Raw genomic sequence first — 2,200 nt, forward strand, 5'->3', positions numbered from 1 at the left:
ACAGGATTTGCAGCAAAAAGCCTTGACCGCCATTATATCGGGATTGAATTAAATGCAGAGTATTGCGCCCTTGCGAGGGCGCGGATTGGAGGTGCAGGACTATCAAGCAGTTAAAACCACGCGATAAAATCACACAGAAAATGACCCGCGACGGGCTTATTGAGGTAAACGAAACACAGCAGACCGCCGAGCGTATCAGCAGCCGGGAAGCAGACAGCGACTTTTCAAAGCCGGACAGTGCCGCAGCGGAACGCGCCATAGAACATCTTGACGCAGCACATACCCGAAAAACAAACAAAAAGGCCGTCAAAAAAGAGCAGGAAGCTACTGCTTTGCGTACTTCCACTTCCCGCTTACAGTTTACCGACGAGGAACGGGCAACGCCGGAACTGGAAACTTACATCAAAAAATCGGAAAACGCCGCTGACCGACTGGACGCAGTAAAGACAGCAATCCCGAAGCAAAAGAATCTGGTTAAGGAGCGCACCTTTGATGAAGCCGCAGGCAAGGCAAAGACCCGCTTACGCTTTGAAGAACAGGAAAAGCCCATACCCGGCGGCAAAGCCCACAGGAACCCGTTATCCCGCCCCGCGCAGGGAGCGGGTATTTTCGTCCACAACAAGATACATTCCGTTGAAAAGGACAATTGCGGCGTTGAGGGGGCGCATAAATCAGAGGAACTTGCCGAGCGCGGCGCGAAATACGGGGTGAGGAAATTAAAACAGGGCTACCGCAGCCATAAGCTCAAAACCTACCGGGAAGCAGCAAAGGCAGAAAAGGCAGCATTTAAGGCAAACGTCAACTTCCAGTATCACAAGACCCTGCACGACAACCCGCAGTTTACTTCTAACCCTCTTTCCCGTTTCATGCAGAAACAGCAGATAAAACGCCAGTATGCAAAGGCGGCAAAGAAAGGCGGTGCAGCCACCGCCAAAGCTGCCGCCGGAGCGTCCCAAACAGCGGCAAAGAAAGCGGCTGCCTTTGCAGGACGACACCCGGCAGGCGTGATAATCGCTATCGCCGCGCTGCTTCTGTTCATCATGGTATCCGTAGGGCTTTCCTCTTGCGGGGCAATGTTTTCCGGCAGCATGAACAGCGTGTTAGGGACTTCCTACACGTCCGAGGACAGCGACCTTGTGGCAGTTGAAAACAACTATGCCGCATTGGAAAACGGGCTGCAAAGTGAGATTGACGCTATCGAAAGCACCCACCCCGGCTATGATGAATACCGCTATGACCTTGACAGTATCGGGCATAACCCCCACGAATTAGCGTCTTACTTGACCGCCTTCTTGCAGAGCTACACCCCGCAGAGCGCACAGGCAGAGCTTGAACGTATCTTTGCCATGCAATACACCTTGACGCTGACCGAGGAAGTGGAAATACGCTACCGCACCGAAACAAGCACCGACCCGGAAACCGGGGAAACCACCACCGAGGAAGTCCCTTATGAGTATTACATCTTGAATGTGAAACTGACAAACAAGCCGATTTCCGAGCTTGCAGAGGAACTTCTTACGCCACAGCAGCTTGAAATGTTCCATGTGTACTTGGAAACAAGCGGCAACAAACCGCTGATTTTTGGCGGCGGTTCTCCCGACGGAAGCCCGTCCGAGGATTTAAGCGGCGTGGAGTTTGTAAACGGTACGCGCCCCGGAAATCAAGAGCTTATGGAGCTTGCAAAACAGCAAGTCGGAAATGTGGGCGGATACCCTTACTGGTCTTGGTACGGCTTTAACAGCCGCGTGGAATGGTGTGCCTGTTTTGTATCATGGTGCTACAATCAAGCCGGAAAAAGCGAACCCCGATTTGCGGGCTGCGAATGGCAGGGTGTCCCTTGGTTTCAGTCAAGGGGACAATGGGGCGCACGCGGCTATGAGAATATTGCACCGGGCGACGCAATCTTTTTCGATTGGGATTTAGACGGCGTTGCCGACCATGTGGGGCTTGTGCTTGGCAGGGACGAAAGCCGCGTCTATACCGTTGAGGGCAATTCCGGCGACGCCTGCAAGATAAAGAGCTATGACCTTAACTATCAATGTATCAAAGGCTACGGGCTGATGAACTGGTAAAGCAGCCCCAAAAAGAAAGGAGAAATGACCTATGGCAAACAATAAAATCGACCGTATCAATAAGGAAATCGCAAAGACCCGCGAGAAAATCACAGAGTATCAGAACAAGTTAAAAGGACTGGAAGCGC

At 52.2% G+C, this 2,200-nt stretch carries 1 protein-coding gene and 1 pseudogene; both read left to right on the plus strand.

What is annotated here, in order from left to right:
• Positions 1-140: 140 nt before the first annotated feature.
• Positions 141-2,072 carry a CHAP domain-containing protein gene (locus DWX32_RS19060; RefSeq protein ID WP_118660864.1) on the plus strand — a complete coding sequence of 644 codons (1,932 nt, stop codon included), beginning with the start codon at positions 141-143 and terminating at the stop codon, positions 2,070-2,072.
• A 31-nt stretch (positions 2,073-2,103) separates the two neighbouring features.
• Positions 2,104-2,200: pseudogene (locus DWX32_RS20365) on the plus strand (DUF4315 family protein); the annotation flags it as partial.

Source organism: Blautia sp. AF19-13LB (genome assembly GCF_003479105.1).
GTDB classification, from domain to species: Bacteria; Bacillota; Clostridia; order Lachnospirales; family Lachnospiraceae; genus Fusicatenibacter; species Fusicatenibacter saccharivorans.